The organism is Streptomyces sp. AM 2-1-1, from assembly GCF_029167645.1.
In the GTDB taxonomy this organism is placed as follows: domain Bacteria; phylum Actinomycetota; class Actinomycetes; order Streptomycetales; family Streptomycetaceae; genus Streptomyces.
In genome coordinates this window covers 2,873,540-2,890,972 of the sequence record NZ_CP119147.1, presented here as the reverse complement: position 1 = coordinate 2,890,972, position 17,433 = coordinate 2,873,540, and the positions used below count along the sequence as shown (strand labels likewise).

16 protein-coding genes are annotated in these 17,433 nt (G+C 73.2%); 9 read left to right on the top strand and 7 right to left on the bottom strand.

The window, feature by feature from the left end; all coding sequences use genetic code 11:
* Nucleotides 1–18 precede the first annotated feature (18 nt).
* The 5 genes from PZB77_RS12215 to PZB77_RS12195 form a co-directional block, all read right to left on the bottom strand.
* Entirely contained in the window at nt 19–1,056 is a 1,038-nt protein-coding gene (locus PZB77_RS12215; RefSeq protein ID WP_275496029.1) for a serine hydrolase domain-containing protein, read from the bottom strand.
* 86 nt (nt 1,057–1,142) lie between these two features.
* Complete coding sequence (locus PZB77_RS12210) at nt 1,143–2,066, bottom strand: hypothetical protein (RefSeq protein ID WP_275492622.1); 924 nt, start codon at nt 2,064–2,066, stop codon at nt 1,143–1,145.
* Nucleotides 2,063–3,115, bottom strand: a complete 1,053-nt coding sequence (locus PZB77_RS12205; RefSeq protein ID WP_275492621.1) for a hypothetical protein — start codon at nt 3,113–3,115, stop codon at nt 2,063–2,065. Before PZB77_RS12205 ends, PZB77_RS12210 begins: the two co-directional genes overlap by 4 nt.
* Nucleotides 3,112–3,828 (bottom strand): hypothetical protein, encoded by a 717-nt coding sequence (locus PZB77_RS12200; protein WP_275492620.1) that lies wholly within the window; start codon nt 3,826–3,828, stop codon nt 3,112–3,114. Before PZB77_RS12200 ends, PZB77_RS12205 begins: the two co-directional genes overlap by 4 nt.
* A gap of 10 nt (nt 3,829–3,838) precedes the next feature.
* Nucleotides 3,839–4,018: a hypothetical protein gene (locus PZB77_RS12195; RefSeq protein ID WP_275492619.1), complete on the bottom strand. Its 180-nt coding sequence runs from the start codon at nt 4,016–4,018 to the stop codon at nt 3,839–3,841.
* 478 nt (nt 4,019–4,496) lie between these two features.
* Between PZB77_RS12195 and PZB77_RS12190 the strand changes: the two genes are divergently transcribed.
* The 4 genes from PZB77_RS12190 to PZB77_RS12175 all read left to right on the top strand — a co-directional run bounded on the left by PZB77_RS12190 (nt 4,497) and on the right by PZB77_RS12175 (nt 7,727).
* Nucleotides 4,497–4,925, top strand: a complete 429-nt coding sequence (locus tag PZB77_RS12190) for a hypothetical protein (protein WP_275492618.1) — start codon at nt 4,497–4,499, stop codon at nt 4,923–4,925.
* 100 nt (nt 4,926–5,025) lie between these two features.
* Entirely contained in the window at nt 5,026–5,892 is an 867-nt protein-coding gene (locus PZB77_RS12185) for a TatD family hydrolase (protein ID WP_275492617.1), read from the top strand.
* 48 nt (nt 5,893–5,940) lie between these two features.
* On the top strand, nt 5,941–6,813 hold the full coding sequence (rsmA, locus tag PZB77_RS12180) for a 16S rRNA (adenine(1518)-N(6)/adenine(1519)-N(6))-dimethyltransferase RsmA (protein WP_275492616.1): 873 nt from the start codon (nt 5,941–5,943) through the stop codon (nt 6,811–6,813).
* Nucleotides 6,810–7,727 carry a 4-(cytidine 5'-diphospho)-2-C-methyl-D-erythritol kinase gene (locus PZB77_RS12175; protein ID WP_275492614.1) on the top strand — a complete coding sequence of 306 codons (918 nt, stop codon included), beginning with the start codon at nt 6,810–6,812 and terminating at the stop codon, nt 7,725–7,727. Before rsmA ends, PZB77_RS12175 begins: the two co-directional genes overlap by 4 nt.
* 79 nt (nt 7,728–7,806) lie before the next feature.
* Here the strand turns inward: PZB77_RS12175 and PZB77_RS12170 are convergent, their stop codons facing one another.
* Nucleotides 7,807–8,388, bottom strand: a complete 582-nt coding sequence (locus PZB77_RS12170) for a TetR/AcrR family transcriptional regulator (protein ID WP_275492613.1) — start codon at nt 8,386–8,388, stop codon at nt 7,807–7,809.
* Between the two features lie 140 nt (nt 8,389–8,528).
* Between PZB77_RS12170 and PZB77_RS12165 the strand changes: the two genes are divergently transcribed.
* Together PZB77_RS12165 and PZB77_RS12160 are read left to right on the top strand one after the other, a co-directional pair.
* Nucleotides 8,529–9,347, top strand: coding sequence for an SDR family oxidoreductase (locus PZB77_RS12165; protein WP_275492612.1), 819 nt, complete (start codon nt 8,529–8,531; stop codon nt 9,345–9,347).
* A complete protein-coding gene (locus PZB77_RS12160; protein WP_275492611.1) occupies nt 9,344–10,288 on the top strand; it encodes a DMT family transporter in 945 nt (314 codons plus the stop codon). Before PZB77_RS12165 ends, PZB77_RS12160 begins: the two co-directional genes overlap by 4 nt.
* 131 nt (nt 10,289–10,419) lie before the next feature.
* On the opposite strand, the gene PZB77_RS12155 is transcribed toward PZB77_RS12160, so the two are convergent.
* The gene (locus PZB77_RS12155; RefSeq protein WP_275492610.1) at nt 10,420–11,109 is read right to left on the bottom strand and encodes a lipoprotein; all 690 of its coding nucleotides are present in this window, start codon (nt 11,107–11,109) and stop codon (nt 10,420–10,422) included.
* Nucleotides 11,110–11,229: 120 nt separating this feature from the next.
* Between PZB77_RS12155 and PZB77_RS12150 the strand changes: the two genes are divergently transcribed.
* The 3 genes from PZB77_RS12150 to PZB77_RS12140 all read left to right on the top strand — a co-directional run bounded on the left by PZB77_RS12150 (nt 11,230) and on the right by PZB77_RS12140 (nt 17,350).
* Nucleotides 11,230–13,050, top strand: coding sequence for an ABC-F family ATP-binding cassette domain-containing protein (locus tag PZB77_RS12150; RefSeq protein WP_275492609.1), 1,821 nt, complete (start codon nt 11,230–11,232; stop codon nt 13,048–13,050).
* A 408-nt stretch (nt 13,051–13,458) separates the two neighbouring features.
* Nucleotides 13,459–15,360 carry a PQQ-binding-like beta-propeller repeat protein gene (locus PZB77_RS12145; protein WP_275492608.1) on the top strand — a complete coding sequence of 634 codons (1,902 nt, stop codon included), beginning with the start codon at nt 13,459–13,461 and terminating at the stop codon, nt 15,358–15,360.
* A gap of 76 nt (nt 15,361–15,436) precedes the next feature.
* Complete coding sequence (locus tag PZB77_RS12140) at nt 15,437–17,350, top strand: PQQ-binding-like beta-propeller repeat protein (RefSeq protein ID WP_275492607.1); 1,914 nt, start codon at nt 15,437–15,439, stop codon at nt 17,348–17,350.
* Nucleotides 17,351–17,433 lie beyond the last annotated feature (83 nt).

Sequence of the window (17,433 nt, the reverse complement as noted above, 5' to 3'; positions counted from 1 at the left end):
CGTGCCCCGCGTCCGCGTTCAGTCGGTCAGCAGGCCGTGGGCCGTCGCGACGAACGGGTCCCTGAACGACACCCGCCGGGTGCAGACGGCGGCCAGCGCGGTCCCGGTGTCCGGACAGTAGCCGAGGAACGCCTGCTGCCCGGGGGTCGCCCCGGCGTGGAAGTTCACCGGCCCGTGCGGGGTCGCGTGCTGGAACCACGTCAGCGTGTGGGTGTGGGTGTGGCGCGGGCCCCGGCGGAGCACCGGCCGTGCCATCCCCGCCAGCGCGGCGGTGAGCGGGCCGTCCGGCGGCACGGTCGGCATGTCCCCGGCCGCCCCGGTCCCGGCGTACGCGCCGCTCGCCGCGAGGTGCGCCTCCAGGAAGGTCAGCAGGTCGTGCGGGGTGGACCGGACGGCGCCCGCCCCGGCGAACCCGCCGATGTCGAGCACCGGCACCGGCTCCCCGCCGCGCAGGTGGCCCCGTGCGTCGGCGCCCGGCCGTCCCGGAGCGAGCGAGGTGGCGTCCAGGCCCAGTGGCGCGAGGACCTCCCGGTGGACGAGGACCTCCCAGGGCGTGCCGGTCGCGGTGGCGAGGGTGTGGGCCAGCACCGCGACCGCGAAGTTCGAGTAGTGCCAGCGTGTCCCGGGCGCGTGGCGCGGGCGGGCCCGCAGGAAGGCGCGGACGACCCGGCCGGCCGGGTAACCGGCGTACGGGGCGGTGGTCCAGCGCGGTACGGCCTGGGGGTAGAAGTCGGCCGGCAGGCCGGGCAGCCCCGAGGTGTGGGTGACCAGATGGCGCAGGGTGATCGCCCGCACCGAGGGGTGCACCGGGTGGCCGGGGGCCAGGAGCTCCGCCGCCGGGTCGTCGTAGGAGAACCGGCCGGCGGCGACCAGCCGGGCGAGCAGCAGCCCGGTGAAGGTCTTGGACGCCGAGCCGAGTTCGTACCGGAGGCGGTCGCGCGGCCGGCCGCCGGCGGGCGCGGTGCCGGTGGAGTGCAGGGTGCGGCGGCCGTAGCGGCTGAGCGCGAGCACCAGGCCGGGCGCCGGGCCGATCGCGTCGGCAGCGCGGCCCAGCAGAAGCGCGTCGGCCGCAGCGGCCCGGTCGGCCCCCTCGGGGAGACCGGGGCCGCCGGGCGCGGTACGGGCGACGGCGGGTCCCGCACTCACGCGGAGGCCGCCGAGGTGAGGTCCGACAGGGACCGGGAGACCGCCAGCGCCGAGGCGAACGCGGCCACCAGCGTCGGGTGGTAGACGAGGTCGAAGACGGTCTCCGGGTCGCCCCCGGGCATCCCCAGCAGCGCCGGCATCGCCCCGTCCGGTTGCTGCGCGGCGGCGAATCCGCGCCAGGCGTCCGCGTCGAGCGTCGGCTCGGGCAGGCAGGCGTCGACGACGAGCAGCTCCCCCAGGAGGTCCCACCGCTTCAGGTCGAGCCAGTCGTCCAGCCAGACGGGCAGCCAGAGTGCGAGGTACTCGGCGGTCTCGGGCGGAAGCCCTTCGGGGGACTGCCCCCAGTCGGTGAGGTGGAAGACGGTGTGGGTGATGTCGTAGCCGGTGTGCCCTTCGACGGTCCACGGCTCGGGGCGGCCGGCGAGCCAGGTGCGCCGGAACGCCTCGTCCTCCGGGAGGCTCGCGGCGAGCCCGAAGCGGCGCTCGACCGTGGCGATGCCGAGGCGCCGGGTCGGCCGCACCTCCAGCCGGCCCCAGCTGCCGAGCCGGTGGTTGAGGCGGACGGCCGTTTCGAGACCCTGGTGCTGATACCCCAGCTCCTTGAACGGCAGGTACACCTCCATCGGCGCCGGCGAGAGCGGCTCGCGCCGCTGGCCCTCCAGCAGGCGATGACCGGAGTCCAGCAGCTCGTGCCAGGCGAAGTCGAGGAGGGAACGGGCGAGCGAGGCCTGCTGGGATCCGGCGACACCCTCGCGGAAGATCACCTTGCTGATGAGCGCCAGCTCACCGAGAGGCTGGAACCGGTCCAGCATGCCGACCTCGGGGGACGGGTCGTCCTCCAGCCGGAACCCGTCCCGGTGGGCGTGCAGCCACTGCAGGGCCTTCGCGCCCACCTCGTGGATCTGCTGGATACCGCTCATGCGGGCTGCTTCCTTCCGGAGGGGGTGGGTACGGCCGGGTGGACGACGTCCGCGGCGGGGGTCTCCTCCAGCCGCGCGACCGTGAGCGACGCGGCGAAGGCGGTCACGAGCGTGGAGTGGTAGCAGCCCAGGAACGGGTACGGCTCCTCGCCGGCCGGAGCCCCGTCCTCCGGGAGCTCCACCGGCGGACCGGTCTCGGGGAGGGCACCGCCCGGGTGCTGGACCCGTGCGAGCACCGGCCAGGCCGCCGCGAACAGCTCCACCGGCGGTTCGCCGGGCAGACCCGCGCCCACCGCCAGCAGCTCGCCGGTGAGGTCCCACTGGTCGCTCTCCAGACAGCCGTCCACCCAGGGCGGCAGCCAGGTCCGCAGATAGACGTCCAGGTCGGCGGGCATCCGCTCGGGTGCGGTGCCCCAGTCGGTGACGTGGTACGCGGCGTGGGTCAGGGAGTAGCCGGAGGCGCGCTCCAGCATCCACGGCTCGCAGAGCCCGCCCAGCCAGGTGCGGCGCAGCACCTCCTCGGCGTCCGCGTGCGGGGCCACGCCCACCCGGCGCTCCGAGTTGACGAGTCCCAGCTGACGGTTGGCGTGCTGCTCGGTGAAGGCCCAGCCGCGGGTGGTGGCGATCCGCCGGGCGAGCCGCTCGAACCCCTCGTGGCGCAGTCCGTGACCGGCGAAGGCCGCGTAGATCTCGAAGGGGTACGCGGCGAACGGCTCGGAGCGCAGGAGTTCCAGCAGCAGCTCGCCGTGCCGGGTCTGCTCCCACGCGAAGCCGATCAGCCGCCCGGCCGAGGCGTGCGACGGGTCGTCGGGGGCGATGACCCGCTGGGCGGTGCCGCAGAGCTGGGCCAGCTCGCCGAGCGGCTTGAGGGTGTGGTCGACCTTGGTGTGCGGCTCCAGCACGTCGTCGGGGAGGACGAACCCGCCGAGGTGGTCCTCGGTCCAGGCCAGTGCCCGGTCACGCACCTCGCGCACGAGGCCGGTGAGCGCGGCGGGCGCGGCGGTCCGGTGCCCCGCCGCGTCCCGGCCGCCGGGGTGCTCCGCCGTCACCTGCCGCGCTCCTCGGTCATCAGCCGGGCCGCGCGGACGTTCAGGGCCACCCGGGGGTCCTGGCCGCCCATCAGCTCGACGAAGTCGAGCCCCCGGTCGAGACCGAGCGTCGGCGGCTCCCCGCCCAGGGCGGCCAGCCAGCGGCCGGTGCCCGACGCCTGGAGCCAGTCGCGGCGGCGCACCGCGCGGACGAATCCGCGCGCGAGGTCGGTCACCCGGCCCCGGGCGACCGACGCCACGGAGGACGCCGCCGCCGGGACGGCGAGCGGAGCGAGGAGGGAGATCTGGTGCGAGAACGCCTGCCAGGGCGCGTCGTCCAGACCGGTGACGCCGGGTTCGTCCAGGGCACTCACCCCGTCCGCCGGAAGTCCGGTGGTCAGGGAGGGGGCCACCCGGCGCAGGGTGGAGAGCATCGCCCAGTGGCCCCACGCGGCGGAGGGGGAGGCGTCGGGGCGGGGCGGGAACTCCCGTACCGCGCGGTGGAAGACCTCCACGTCCCCGGGGTGCGGTCGCTGTCCGTACAGCACGCTCGGCAGCAGCAGGTCGGCTCCGATGACCCGTACCGCGGCGATGCCTGTTCTGTCGTTCTCGTGGATTCCGGCCGCGCCGCACACCGTGGCGAGGTGGCCCCCGCTCCTAAGAGCGAGGACCACCTCGTTCGCCAGGTCGTGCACCGCGTCCGTGAGACGGGACGAAGCGCTTGACTGGTTCATCGGTGAAGGGTCAGCCCTTCTTCGGCCGCGGGGTGGGCGGCGAGAGAAGGAGCAGCGAGCCGCCACCGAGGAGCGCCAGGTACGCGCACTCGCGCGAGTCACGGTAGAGGCCCTCGACCTCGCCCGGGTTGAGCGCGGCCTCCAGGTCCGTGTCGAGGTCCGTCGTGGTGGGGGTGATTTCGGTGCGCATGGGTTTCCCGTTCTGTTCTGTGGAAAAGCCGGGGTGGTGCGTACTTGCGTACAGACTGAGTGAAAGGCAGATAAGCGAACCGCGCAAACCGGACATGCCGTTTTCGTAGGTTCGGAATTCAATTGAATGCCTCATGCATTCCGCGGGATGTGAATGCGCCCCCCGAGCGCCCCCTTCTCCACCGTGGTCCCGCGCCCTTTCTCCGGCGGTGGAACCCGTGCGGAGGCCCGGCGCGCGGGGGGTGCGAGGAGCGGAGAACGCGCCCTCCAGCCGGGTGAACGGGCGGTGCGCGCCCGCGCGTCACCAACGGCCGGTCTCCTGCGGGGAGCCCTCGCACCATGGGCGGGCCAAGGGCTCACCAAGGACGCCAAGAACGCATCAACACTGGCTCCGAGCCGGTGCGATCCACTTACCGCGGGTGTGCACTGGAGGTGGAAACACTCGGCAGTGGCTTGTCCGGCGGACAAGGGGAGTACGTATGAGTGAGATCGCGGTGACCACGGTCCATGAGGCCTATGCCTTCGCCTGCATGCGATGTGGACACGGCTGGGAACAGGCCTACGCAATAGAGCACCACGTCGACGGTTCCGGGAAGACCTTCGTCGTGTACAAGGCCGACGGGGAGCGGGTCCCCTCGCCCCTGTCGACACCGACCTGCACCAACTGCGGCGGCCACGTGGTCCGCATCATGGGTTCGGGGCGGGTCTCCCTCGTGCAGCAACTGCTGCGGGGCAACCCGGGTCACAAGCCGTCCGCCCTGGCCGGCGCCACGAGCGGCACGGGCCCCGGCACGGTCTCCGGGCCGGGCGACGACGAGCGGGTGGCCGCCGTGGCCGTGCCCGCGGGCGCCGGAGCCGACCGGCACTGGCACCTCTCGGACCTGTTCCACCCCTTCCAGCGCCGCTGACGGGGAACTCCCGCGCCGAGCCGGCGCCCGCCCGCACGCCCTGGGCCCCGGGCCGGCGCCCACGGGACTGCCGTCCGGCACTCCTCGTACGATCAAGGACATGAGCCGTACCGAAGCGCCGCCGCTGCCCGAACCCCTGCGGGTTCCGGTCGCCGATTCGCACACCCACCTGGACATGCAGGACGGCACCGTGGAGGAGGCCCTCGCGCGGGCCGCCGCCGTCAACGTCACCACCGTCGTCCAGGTGGGGTGCGATCTCGCCGGCTCGCGCTGGGCCGCCGAGACCGCCGCCGCCCACCCGCGGGTGCACGCCTCGGTCGCCCTCCACCCCAACGAGGCGCCGCGCATCGTCCACGGCGACCCCGACGGGCACACCCGGGAAGGGGTACGCGCACCGGGCGGCCGGGCCGCGCTGGAGGAGGCGCTCGCGGAGATCGACGCGCTCGCCGCCCTCGCCCACGTACGTGGCGTCGGGGAGACCGGCCTCGACCACTTCCGTACCGGGCCCGAAGGCCGCGCCGCCCAGGAGGAGTCCTTCCGGGCGCACATCGAGATCGCCAAACGGCACGGCAAGGCCCTGGTCATCCACGACCGCGAGGCCCACGCCGACGTGCTGCGCGTCCTCGCCGAGGTGGGCGCCCCGGACCGCACGGTCTTCCACTGCTACTCCGGCGACGCCGAGATGGCCCGGATCTGCGCGCGGGCCGGCTACTTCATGTCCTTCGCCGGGAACGTCACCTTCAAGAACGCCCAGCCGCTGCGCGACGCCCTCGCCGTCGCCCCCGCCGAACTGGTGCTGGTCGAGACGGACGCCCCCTTCCTCACCCCGGCGCCCTACCGGGGACGCCCCAACGCCCCCTACCTCATCCCGGTCACCCTCCGGGCGATGGCGGAGGTCAAGGGCGTCGACGAGGACACCCTCGCCGCGACGATCGACGCCAACACCGCGCGGGCCTTCGACTACTGAGCGTGCCCGACGACCGTTCCCGTGACGCGCACGCACTACGCTGAGCCGGTGAGCAGCACAGAGTCCGACGCCCTCCTGGGCCCCGCAGACATCCGCGAACTGGCGGCGGCGCTGGGCGTACGCCCGACCAAGCAGCGCGGCCAGAACTTCGTCATCGACGCCAACACGGTCCGCAGGATCGTGCGCACCGCCGAGGTGCGGCCCGACGACGTCGTCGTCGAGGTCGGGCCGGGGCTCGGTTCGCTGACCCTGGCGCTGCTGGAGGCGGCCGACCGGGTCGTGGCCGTGGAGATCGACGACGTCCTCGCCGCGGCGCTGCCGGCCACCGTCGCCGCCCGGATGCCCGGACGCGCCGACCGGTTCGCCCTCGTCCACTCCGACGCGATGCTGGTCACCGAGCTGCCGGGCCCCGCGCCCACGGCGCTCGTCGCCAACCTCCCGTACAACGTCGCCGTGCCCGTACTGCTCACCATGCTGGAGCGCTTCCCGAGCATCGAGCGGACGCTCGTCATGGTGCAGTCCGAGGTCGCCGACCGGCTCGCCGCCCGCCCCGGCAACAAGGTCTACGGCGTGCCGTCGGTGAAGGCGAACTGGTACGCCGACGTGAAGCGCGCCGGAGCCATCGGCCGCACCGTCTTCTGGCCCGCCCCCAACGTCGACTCCGGGCTGGTCTCGCTGGTCCGGCGGGCGGAGCCGGTCGCCACCACCGCGAGCCGCAGGGAGGTCTTCGCCGTCGTCGACGCCGCCTTCGCCCAGCGCCGCAAGACGCTGCGCGCCGCGCTGGCCGGCTGGGCGGGCTCCGCTCCCGCGGCCGAAGCCGCCCTGGTCGCCGCCGGAATCTCGCCGCAGGCCCGGGGCGAGGGACTCACGGTCGAGGAGTTCGCCGCCATCGCCGAGAACAAGCCGGAGCTCCCCGCATGACCCGTGCCGACACCGGGACCCGCGGCGTCACCGTCCGTGTCCCGGCCAAGGTCAACGTCCAGCTCGCGGTCGGCGCCGCCCGCCCCGACGGGTTCCACGACCTGGCCAACGTCTTCCTCGCGGTCGGTCTGTACGACGAGGTCACCGCGGCCCCCGCCGACGAGCTGACGATCACCTGCTCGGGCCCGGACGCCGCCCAGGTGCCGCTGGACCGCGGCAACCTCGCCGCCCGCGCGGCCCTGGCGCTGGCCGAGCGGTACGGTATCGAGCCCGCCGTCCATCTCCACATCGCCAAGGACATCCCCGTGGCCGGCGGCATGGCCGGGGGCAGCGCCGACGGCGCCGCCGCCCTCCTCGCCTGCGACGCGCTCTGGTCCACCGGCGCCTCCCGCGAGGAGCTGCTGGAGATCTGCGCCGAACTCGGCAGCGACGTCCCGTTCAGCCTGCTCGGCGGCGCCGCCCTCGGCACCGGACGCGGCGAACTCCTCACCCCGGTCGCGACCGGCGGCACCTTCCACTGGGTCTTCGCCCTCGCCGACGGCGGGCTCTCCACCCCGGTCGTGTTCGGCGAGTTCGACCGGCTCACCGCCGGCACGGACCTCCCCGTCCCGGCCGCCGCCCCGGCCCTCCTCGACGCCCTCGCCTCCGGCGACCCGGCCGCCCTGGCCAAGACCCTGAGCAACGACCTCCAGGCCGCGGCGCTCTCGCTGCGGCCCTCGCTCGCGGCGACCCTGGCCGCCGGCACCGGCGCCGGAGCGCTCGGCGCCCTGGTCTCCGGCTCCGGCCCCACCACCGCGTTCCTCGTCCCCGACGAGTCCACCGCACACCGGGTCGCCGCCGCCCTGACCGCCTCCGGCACCTGCCGAACCGCGCGCACGGCGCTCTCGCCGGCTGCGGGGGCGACGGTGGTCTGAGCCCGCGAGTGCGGTTCCCGGGGGACGGGGGCGCCGTCGGCGGCCGTGCGGGTGCCCGGTCTGCCGGCGGGACTCAGGCTCAGGTACGTGGGCCCGCGCCGTGCAACAGGGTGTCGATGACGCGGGCGGCGAGGGTGTCGGTGTCGATGCCGGCATCGTCCGGGCTTCCGCGCAGTGACTCGCCGAGGAGCGCGTAGTAGACCCGCCGCAGCCAGTGGAGGTCGGCCGCCTCGTCGATGAGCTTGTCCGCCCGGGCCCGTTCCAGCACGGTGATGCACCGTCGGCCGATGTCCTCGTGGAGGACGGCCGCGTCGCTGCCGGGAGCGGCCGGGAGTTCCAGGGCGAAGGCCCAGGCACCTTTCACCTCGAGCACGTTGGCCGTGATCCGGTGCAGGGCCACCAGGGGCGGGGCGGTGTCCGGCCTGCCGTCCTCCACGGCTCGGACGAGCTGCCGGGCGGCCGAAGCGGCCAGTGCGTCGATCAAAGCCTGCCGGTGGGCGAACCGCCGGTGAATCGTGGTCCTGGCCACCCCCGCGGCAGCCGCGATCTGCTCCATCGACGCACCGGGATCCTGGGAGAGAACGCGTTCGGCTGCCTCCAGAATCGCGCGCACACTGCGCTCCGCGTCCGCTCGCAACGGCCGTGCCGCTGTCTCACTCATCGTGCCTCCCACTCACCTGGTCGTGCTTCGAAACGATACAGCCCTGGGCGACTGAGGCTTTAACTGCATCAAGTGTGTTGCATGTAGGAGAGGAATGGATACTCTGGTGCCCTGGTTCATCGGCCAACCAAGGAGATCCCGTGCCTTCTGCAGCGCTCATCACCGGTGCCTCGTCCGGACTCGGGGCGGAGTTCGCCGCGCAGCTCGCCGCCCGCGGACACGATCTGATCCTGGTGGCGCGTTCCGAGAACAGGCTCACCGACCTCGCCGAGCGTCTCGCCGCGGAGCACGGCATCCGCGCCCACGTCCTGGTACAGGACCTCGCCGAGCCCGAGGCGGCCCGGCGGATCGCCAGGCGTCTCACCGACCGCGGTCTGAGCGTCGACCTGCTGGTCAACAACGCCGGATTCGGCACATGCGGTCGCTTCGAGGACATCGCCGCGGACCGCGACCACGACCTGTTGATGGTCAACGTCGTCGCGCTCGTCGGTCTCACCCACGCCCTGCTCCCCGCGATGCTGGAGCGCGGCACGGGCGCGGTCGTGAACGTCGCGTCCACCGCGGGCTTCCAGCCCTCCCCGTACTTCGCCGTGTACAGCGCGGCCAAGGGCTTCGTGCTGAACTTCGGCCTCGCCCTGCGCCAGGAGTACCGAGGGCGCGGCATTCGCGTACTCACCCTGTGCCCCGGCCCCGTCGACACCCCCTTCTTCGAGGCCATCGGCACCCGCGAGGCGGCCGTCAACGGTTCGATGACCACACCGGAACCGGTGGTCCGCGCGGCTCTGCGCGCACTCGACCGCGACCGCGGCTACGTCACTCCCGGCCTCGGCAATGCCCTGGCCGCGCATCTGCTGCCGCGCCGGCCGCGCACCCTCGTCGCCGCCGTCGCCGAGCGCGTCACCCGTAAGGTCCTCGGCCCCGTGGGCACCGACGCACCCTCGAAGGAGCTCGCGGCATGAGTTCCTCCACGGTTCCCGCCGCAGGCGCCGCCGCCGCGATGCTGCTCGTCGGTACCTCGACGGCCGTTTCCGCGACGATCGCCGACTATCCCGTCCTCGGTGGTCAGGCCCTGCGCTACGCGCTCGCCGCGGCGATCCTCCTCGCCGTGGTACGCCACCGCCGTTTACCCCGTGCCCGGCTGACCCCCCGTGACCTCCTGCTTCTTCTGGCACTTGCGGCCACCGGCCTGGCGGGCTTCAACATCTTCCTCGTCGAAGCCACCCGGCACGCGAGCCCCGCGATGATCGGCACGGTGGTCGGAGCGATCCCCATCGTCCTCGCCCTCGTCGGGCCGCTGACGGAACGCCGCCGGCCGGCCGGGCGCACCGTCGGCGCCGCGGCTGTCGTGACCCTGGGCGCCGGCGTCGCCGCCGGGCTCGGCGGCGGCAGCCCGCACGGTGTGCTGCTCTCGTTGGGCGCCCTGTGCGGAGAGGTCGCCTTCTCGCTGCTCGCTCTTCCCCTGCTGCCCAAACTCGGCCCCGTGAGAGTCGCCGCCTACCCCGCCGCGCTGGCCGTGCCCATGCTGCTGGCCGCGAGCCTCGCCCTGGACGGTACGAGCTCCCTCCGCCTGCCCACGCCCACCGAGGCAGCCGCCTTCGGCTACCTCGGCGTGCTCGTCACGGCCACTGCCTTCTTCCTCTGGTACGACGCGTTGCGCCGACTGGGCGCCGCACGTGCCGGACTCTTCGCCGGGCTCGTCCCGGTGGGCGCACTGGTCACCACCCTCGTGCTCGGGCTCGGTGAGGTGGGCCCCGCGGACGCTGCCGGCGCGGTGATCGTCGCCGCAGGTGTCCTGATCGGCATGCGGCAGCCCGGGACGACCGGCACCGCTGGGCAGGAAGGCCTTCCCGCCCAGCGGTCCGGAACGGAGGAACGGGAGGTCCACCGTGAAGAACACTGAGATGCCCGTGCCGGTGGGCGGGACGACTCGGCTCCCCGTTCCGTCCGCTCCGCATCCGCCGGACCGGCGGCGCGGCCCTCGACGACGGTCAGGCCGGACGGGCCGGTCCGGATCCCCGGAGCCGCCCCGCCTCAGCCGGTCCGCAGGCTCGACTTCGCCAGCTCGTACGCCGGGAGCATCGCTTCGTGCTCCTCGGTGTCCAGGCCGCCGAGGTGGACGACGACCGGGCCCTCGGCCGTGGGCACGAGGAAGGCGCGTTCCGTCTTCGTCTCGTCCAGGAGCTCGACGTCCACGGTGTAGGAGGCCTCGGCTCCGGCGACCGAGCCGGCCTCGATGTCGGTGTAGGTGATGTCGGTGGCGCCCGCCTCGGCCGTCACGAAGGCCTTCAGCAGGTCACGCGGGGAGCCGGACGACTTCTCGCCCCGCCAGACCCGCAGGTAGCCGATGTTCCCGGCCGGCTTCGCGTCGATCTCGCAGACCATGGTCAGTGGGCCCTGCTCCGCCAGGGCGGCGAGCTCGGGGGCGTCGGTGGTGTCGACGGCCTGCGGCTCCCAGTCCGCCGCCAGGTCGAAGGTGACCGGCAGCTCACAGGCGGAGCCTGCGGCGCCGATGCTGCCGCCCTTGGCCACGGACCCGGCGTTCGGACCGGCCCCGTCCTGCGCGGAGGCGGGGGCGCTGGTGGCCGCCGACGCCGTGACCTCGTCCGCCGGAGCCGCGCCGTCGTCCCCGCTGCCGCAGCCGGACAGGGCGCAGACCGCCACCGTCGTCGCCGCGGCCACCAGTACCGCCGGGATCCCGCGCCGTGCCGTCCTGCCCGCCATGTGAGTCCCCACCCCGGAGTCGTTCCTGCCCGGGGTCCGCCCCCGGAAGATCGCCGCACGCTACCGCATGCGCGCGGCGACTACCCTGGGAAGTCGATCCATCCCCTGGGCAGGAGTGAAATGGCCGTCAATCTGGTCAATGTCGAGCAGGTCAGCAAGGTGTACGGCACCCGTGCGCTGCTCGACGGTGTGTCTCTCGGCGTCTCGGAGGGAGACCGGATCGGTGTCGTCGGCCGCAACGGCGACGGCAAGACGACCCTCATCCGGATGCTCGCCAAGCTGGAGGAGGCGGACTCCGGCCGCGTCACCCACCTCGGCGGGCTGCGCGCCGGCGTCCTCACCCAGCACGACTCCCTCGACCCGAAGGCGACCATCCGCCACGAGGTCATCGGCGACCTCGCCGACCACGAGTGGGCGGGCAGCTCCAAGATCCGGGACGTGCTGACCGGCCTCTTCGGCGGCCTCGCGCTGCCGGGCTTCGAGCACGGGCTGGACACCGTCATCGCGCCGCTCTCCGGCGGTGAGCGCCGCCGCATCGCGCTCGCCAAGCTGTTGATCGCGGACCAGGACCTGATCGTCCTCGACGAGCCCACCAACCACCTCGACGTCGAGGGCATCTCCTGGCTCGCCGGACACCTGCGGGCCCGCCGTTCCGCGCTCGTCTGCGTGACCCACGACCGGTGGTTCCTCGACCAGGTCTGCACCCGCATGTGGGACGTCCAGCGCGGCACCGTCCACGAGTACGAGGGCGGCTACAGCGACTACGTCTTCGCCCGGGCCGAACGGGAGCGGATCGCCGCGACCGAGGAGTCCAAGCGGCAGAACCTCATGCGCAAGGAGCTCGCCTGGCTGCGGCGCGGCGCCCCCGCCCGTACCTCGAAGCCGCGCTACCGCATCGAGGCCGCCAACGAGCTGATCGCCGACGTGCCGCCGCCGCGCGACACCAGCGAGCTGATGAAGTTCGCCAACGCGCGCCTCGGAAAGACCGTCTTCGAGCTGGAGGACGTGACCGTCCAGGCCGGCCCCAAGACGCTGCTCGAACACCTCACCTGGCAGCTCGGACCCGGCGACCGCATCGGTCTCGTCGGCGTCAACGGCGCGGGCAAGACCTCGCTGCTGCGCGCGATGGCCGAGGCGTGCCGCAGCCAGGGCGACGTCCAGCCGGCCGCCGGGAAGATCATCGTCGGCAAGACGGTCCGGCTCGCCTACCTCTCCCAGGAGGTGCACGAGCTCAACCCGAACCTGCGGGTGCTGGAAGCCGTGCAGCAGATCCGGGACCGGGTCGACCTCGGCAAGGGCCGCGAGATGACCGCCGGGCAGCTGTGCGAGCAGTTCGGCTTCACCAAGGAGAAGCAGTGGACGCCGGTCGGCGACCTCTCCGGTGGTGAGCGGCGCCGGCTCCAGATCCTGCGCCTGCTGATGGACGAGCCGAACGTCCTCTTCCTCGACGAGCCCACCAACGACCTGGACATCGAGACCCTGACCCAGCTGGAGGACCTCCTCGACAGCTGGCCCGGCTCCATGGTCGTGATCTCGCACGACCGGTTCTTCATCGAGCGCACCACCGACCGCGTGATGGCGCTCCTCGGTGACCGGGCGCTGCGGATGCTGCCGCGCGGCATCGACGAGTACATCGAGCGGCGGCAGCGGATGGAGGAGGCGGCCACCCCGTCCGCCGCTCCCGGCGCCGGTGCCAAGGAGTCCGCGGCGCCCGTCAACGCCCTCTCCGCGCAGGAGTCGCGTGCGGCGAAGAAGGAGTTGCAGAAGGTGGAGCGCCAGCTCGGCAAGCTCTCCGACCGGGAGACCAAGCTGCACGCCCAGATCGCGGAGAGCGCCACGGACTTCGGGAAGGTCGCCAAGCTCGACGCCGAACTGCGCGAACTGGTCACCGAGCGGGACGAGTTGGAGATGCGCTGGCTGGAGCTGGCCGAGGACGCGTGAGGTGATGCGGCCGCCCCCGGCGGCCCGTGCGGGCCGGGTGCGGCGTGAGGTGCGTACGAAACGGGTGATTGCGGGCGCGGTGGTCTGATGCCGCCGAAGTCGCCCCGCCCATGGTGCTCCTGACGGGGCGTCGGTCCGACGTGCCGGACCGGCGCCCCGTTCGCGCATAACGGCGGTGTCACGACCCGGTTCTCCCTTGGGAACGGGCAGCGGACCGAACCGGTGTGGGCGGTGGTGCGGGTGGTACAAAGAAGCCCCGCCCGAGTGTCGTGACACCGCGGTGGCCATGCCCGTTCCGCTCCATTCCGGGGAGCCTCGGACGTTCGTCGTACGACGTTCCTCCGGCTCCCGCGGGATAGCGGGGGAGGCCGGTACGGGCACCGGTACCGCACGAAGGGGGACGTGCTGATGGTTCAGCCGCCCAGCCAGCAACCGCCGCAGGAGGGCTCGGGGACCCCGCAGCAGCCCGGGGCTCAGCCCTCCGGGACCCCGCCGCTCCCGCCCGCCCCGCCCGCTCAGCCGCCCGTCCCGGGAGCTCCGGCGTACGGCTATCCGCAGGCCCCGGGCCCGTACGGGCAGCAGCCGCCCGGCCCGTACGGGCCGCCGCAGCCGGGCCCGTACGGCCAACAGCCGCCGGCCCCCGGCCCGTACGGGCAGCAGCCCCCCGCTCCCGGTGCACCCGGTCCGTACGGGCAGCAGCCCGTGCAGCCCGGTCCGTACGGGCAGCAGCCCCAGGCCTCCGGTCCGTACGGGCAGCAGCCGGGTCCGTACGCGTACGGGCAGCAGGGGCACCCCGGCGCCCCTGCCTACGCCCCCGTACCCGCGCCGGCCTCCTCCGGTCGCGGGTTCCTCCGCGGCCGGACCGGGGTGGTCACGGCCGCGGCCGTCGCGGTGGTGCTGGTGGTCGGAGCCGGTGTCGGGTTCGCGGTCCTCGGGGGCGACGACGACCCGGAGAAGCCGGTCGCGCACGGAAGCGGAAGCCCCACCGGTACGGACGCTCCGGGGCCCACCGGTTCGACCTCGGAGGACAAGGGCGACGGCGACGGCGACGGCGGTGGTGCGCGGGACGACCTCAACGCCGGCCGCAAGCCCGGTGAGGCGAAGGTCCTCTGGCTCACGCCCAACGACGTGAAGCTGCCCCGCAACGGCGCCCGGGTCTACGGACCCTGGGTCGTGGGCGACACCCTGGTCAAGGCCATGTACCGGAGCATCTCCGGATACTCGGCCGCCACCGGTGAGGAGAAGTGGACCCGCACGTTCCCCACCGACGTCTGCGCCGCGCCCAGCAACGCCACCGAGGACGGCAAGATCGTCATCGGTGTGATGGACGGCACCGGCGACCGGGCGAAGTGCACCACCGTCCAGCAGGTCGACCTCACCACCGGCAAGGCCGGCTGGAAGAAGACGATCAAGCCGAACGGCCTCTGGGACCTGCTGTCCGACATCGGTCTGGCGATCAGCGGAGACACCGTGACGGTCGGCCGTTCCGGCGGCACCGACGCCTTCAAGGTCAGTGACGGGACGGCCCTCTTCGGATCCCCGACCGGGAAGTGCACGCCCGAGGCCTTCGCGGGCGGCACGAAGCTCATCGCCGCGCTCAACTGCACCACCGACGACCCGGAGAACCCGCAGCAGCAGATCCAGCAGCTCGACCCGGTCACCGGCAAGGCCCGCTGGACCTACCAGCCCAAGCGCGGCTGGGAGATCGAGAAGGTCTACTCGGTCGACCCGCTCGTCATGGCGCTGACCAACGAGAAGGAGAAGTCGTGGGGGGTCATCACCCTCCGGGAGAACGGCGCGCTCCGCTCCCAGTTGGTGAGCGACGCCGGGGACGCGTTCTCGCCGAGCTGCGGCGGTGCCCTCCTGCAGATCTTCTCCAAGACGCTGGACGGCTGTGACGACGTGGCGGTGTCGGCCGACACCCTCTACATGGCGACCGAGGCCGCCGGCACCACGGACCGCTCCAACAAGGTGGTCGCCTTCGACCTCGACTCCGGCAAGCCCCGGTGGAAGGCGGCCGCACCGGCCGGCCGGGTCATGACCCCGATGAGGATGGAGGGCGCGAACGTGATCCTCCACATGGAGCCGACGTACGAAGCGGGCGGCGCCGTCGCGTCGCTTCCGCCGACCGGCGGCACCCCGAAGATCCTGCTCCAGCACCCGGCGTCCACCTCGGCCGTGGAGCAGGGCTTCTTCGACGCCGACTTCCTCTATGTGGGCGGGCGTTCCGTCATCGTCGCCGACCGGCTCACCGAGGCCAACAACCGCGGCGACGAGCGCGAGAACACGATGATGGCCTTCGGCGAGTGACGCTCCCCCCGCCCGGCCGCCTCCACCCGCTCCCCTTTTCCCGCTCCGTCCCCCTTCCCCCCGAGGTACGCACGCCATGACCCAGCCGCCGCAGCAGCCCGACGAGCCGCCGAAGGGCGGGTTCGGGGCCCCGCAGGACCCGCCGCCCGGCGGATTCGGCGCGCCCCCGCCCCCTTCCCCCGGAACGCCCCCGCCTCCGCCCCCGCAGGCGCCCCAGCCCTCGCCGCCGCACGCCCCACAGCAGCCCCCGCCGCCGCAGGCGCCCCAGCCGTCGCCCCCCGGCGCGTACGGCACCCCGCCCGCGGGCCCGCCGCCGCAGGGACCGGCCGGGCCCGCGTACGGCTACCCGCAACCGCAGCCCGGTTACGGCTATCCCCAGGGGCAGCCCGGGTACGGCTATCCGCAGACCCCCACCTCCGCGCAGCCGGGCCAGCCCGGCTACTTCGGCCAGCCCGGTCCCGGTCAGCCGGGGTACGGCTATCCGACGCAGCCGCAGTACGCGCAGCCGCAGCCTCCCCAGGGCGGGGGCCGGGGCAGGCTCTCCGCCCAGACGAAGATCATCCTCGGGGCGGTCCTCGCCGTGGTGCTGATCGTCGGCGCCGGGATCGTCTACTCGGCGTCCGGTGACGGCGGCGACCCGGACGTCTCCACCGCCGGTCCCACCGGCGGAGCCGACAAGGGGGGCGACGACGGGCGGGGTGACGGCGGTGCGTCCGGGGGCACCGAGAAGGTGCCGGCCTCCACCAAGTCGAAGGTCGCCTTCACGATCCCGAAGCCGGAGGTCTCCGACGTCACCTCCGTCTACGGCTCCTGGGTCACCGACAAGGTCTACGTGAAGACCGGGGTGTACGAGGTCGCGGGGTACGACCTGGCCAAGGGCACCAAGCTCTGGTCGGTCCCCACGGCCGGCCAGCTCTGCGCGGCCTCCCGCCACATGACCAAGGACTACAAGACCGCGATCGTCTTCGAGGAGGGCAAGCCGACCGCCGCGGACAAGTACCCCTCCTGCAACAAGCTCGGCGCGCTCGACCTGAACACCGGCAAGATGATCTGGTCGAAGTCGGTCGTCGCCGCGTCCAACGGCGACAAGCCGGTGCGCTTCTCGGAGGTGACGATCAGCGGGACGACCGTCGCCGCGGCGGGCACCGAGGGCGGCGCCGCCTTCGACATCGCCACCGGGGCGCAGCTCTGGGCGCCGAAGGTCTCCACCGACGACTGCTACGACACCGGTTACGCCGGCGGCGAGGCGCTCGTCACCGTCCGCAAGTGCGGCTCGTACGACGACCCGACGCTCTCCATCCAGACACTCGATCCCAGAACCGGCGCCCCGCTCTCCTCGTACGACATGCCGCCGGGCATCGACTACGCGGGGGTCGTCTCCACCAAGCCGCTGGTCGTCGCCGCCGACGTCGGCGACACGGCAGGTGACGGCTCCAGCATCTCCGACTACTTCTCCCTCGACTCCGGCACCGGCAAGCTGATCGTGCGGATCTCCGCCGACGCCGAGCGGTTCGCGGGGGAGTGCGGTTCCACCGAGGTGGAACGGTGCGTCGGCATGGCGGTCGGCAACAACCGCCTGTACGTGCCCACCGAGTCCCACGAGGGCACCGCCGAGTTCGGTGACACCAACGAGGTCGTCGCCTTCGACCTCACCACCGGCAAGATGATCGGCGCCCGCGCCGACGCGGGCGAGCGGTACACCATGATCCCGCTCCGCATGGACGGCGGCGACGTCATCGCGTACAAGGTGCCGCCGTACGACAAGGGCGGCCAGGTCGTCTCGCTCGACGGCACCACCCTCGAGGAGACGGTGCTGATGGAGAACCCCAGCACCGAGAAGACCCGGGACGCGGAGACGTACTTCGGCTACGACCGGGGGGAGTTCCTGTACGAGAAGGGACGGCTCTTCCTGTCGCCGAACATCATCAGCGAGTCGAGCGGCGGGGCGGGCGAGGAGAGGCTGCTCGCGATGGCGTTCACCACCGGCTGACGCCCGTCGAAGACACCGCGCGCTCCGGCGCAACGGCCCCGCCGGTCACACCCTGACCAGCGGGGCCGATCGTTTTCCGTCAA